At 61.4% G+C, this 1,418-nt stretch carries 2 protein-coding genes; one reads left to right on the top strand and one right to left on the bottom strand.

What is annotated here, in order from left to right; genetic code table 11:
• A partial coding sequence (locus AC1DT2_RS23345) for a hypothetical protein (RefSeq protein WP_477299061.1) occupies positions 1 to 267 on the top strand: 267 nt, incomplete at its 5' end.
• Between the two features lie 149 nt (positions 268 to 416).
• Here the strand turns inward: AC1DT2_RS23345 and AC1DT2_RS23340 are convergent.
• On the bottom strand, positions 417 to 1,394 hold the full coding sequence (locus tag AC1DT2_RS23340; RefSeq protein WP_477299059.1) for a competence protein CoiA family protein: 978 nt from the start codon (positions 1,392 to 1,394) through the stop codon (positions 417 to 419).
• Between the last annotated feature and the right edge of the window lie 24 nt (positions 1,395 to 1,418).

Genomic DNA, 1,418 nt, shown 5'->3' with positions numbered 1-1,418 from the left:
AGTGAGTACATTGCGAGCTCCATCGCACAAGTAGTAAGTCGACTGTGGCCGTTAATCGCTGCGTCGGCGGCCGGCATTTCGTCGGCTACGCTCCTGAACTCGACGAAGCGCCGCATGATCTCGCTTATCGCGTCTATCGTGTCTGGTACGCCAACGATCCATGGCCCAAGCGATGCCAGCGATCAGCAGTACAGCGACGAGTACCACTCCGAAGATCAAGTTCACCTGTTGGTGGAGGGCGTAGCTCGCAGCGTTGAACGGCCTTAGCAGGAGCGCCTGAAGCATATTTGAGCCCCCAGTGATTCTTGACGGCGATGGTGCACGTCCTTCGCCACGGTCGCAAGACAGATCGCGGGTGAGCTTCTGTTTATATGGCGGACGCGTGCTTGATCGCCCAGTTTTCCGAGAAGCACCTCCTACCCTGGGCGGCCCAGGTAGACGATTCGAAACTCCCCCCAGGAAAGCCTCACTCGATACACGCCCCCTGCTCGCGTGAGCCGCTGAACGATCTCTGCCTCACCCTTTCCGTCTAACCAGACCCAGCACCCTATCAATGGGTCGTCGACCACCGGTGGCCGACCAATAGGAATCCATTCGTTCTCTCCGAACTGCTGCCGAATTTCTTCCCACCTCTCGGGAGAGACCGGGCTAAGCATCCCGGGTGTTCGTGGAGCTGTCCCGACGGGAAGGGAGAGGCGCGCTTCCAGCTCATCGCGGCTACGCGCCCAGCACCGTGCGGCGCTGGGTTCCCAGATCCAATGACGCGGCGCCGCGAAACGTATCCACTCGGCGAAAAGAACGGCATCCATCATCAGGTCGACCGGACATGTTGAGAGATCGATTTCGATCATGCGGGCGTTCATAGCCCGGACCTTGGTTGCTTTCGCTTCGTCAACCAGGTGACTGACACGTATCTCCACCAGAAGGTCTCCGCTCGCATCGGTCACGAGGGCATCCGACCGGATTTCTCCTATCACCACCTCCACCTGACCATTCCGCACCGCCGTATTCACTGCCGGCCAATCCACAGCCTCGCCGTATCTCAGGACGCCCTCTCTGTCGCTGGCGGTCGGCGGATTCGGCATATTCGCTTGACCGTTCCATCCCGGCAGCCGGAGGGAGCAACTTTCGGCAACGACCTGCTTTGCGTATCGATGCACGGCGGACTCGAAGCAGCAGCCGCTTTCGTCGCCGCCGTGGTGGGCGAAGTGGGCACGCCGCTTCGCGCCCTGCCGGGCAACCAGGCTTGCCCCACAGCCGGGACAAACGCAGCCGCATGCAAGACCTCGCTCCACGCTCGCCGCCGCGAGAAGCCGTCCACCGCGCTCGCCGAACGGGATGCCCAACCGCTCCGCCCCATTCCAATCGTCTGACCCGTTCGAATTGCTTGCCATGTCTCCGTCCCCTCGCTATGAAGG

The sequence above is a fragment of the Luteibacter sp. P4_E6 genome (genome assembly GCF_056401535.1).
The sequence above is the reverse complement of the archived record's forward strand: the minus strand, read 5'-3'. Positions and strand labels throughout refer to the sequence as shown.

Excerpts from the sequence above, each read along its gene's own strand:
- AC1DT2_RS23340 (WP_477299059.1), bottom strand. The coding sequence starts at position 1,394 with ATGGCAAGCAATTCGAACGGGTCAGACGATTGGAATGGGGCGGAGCGG.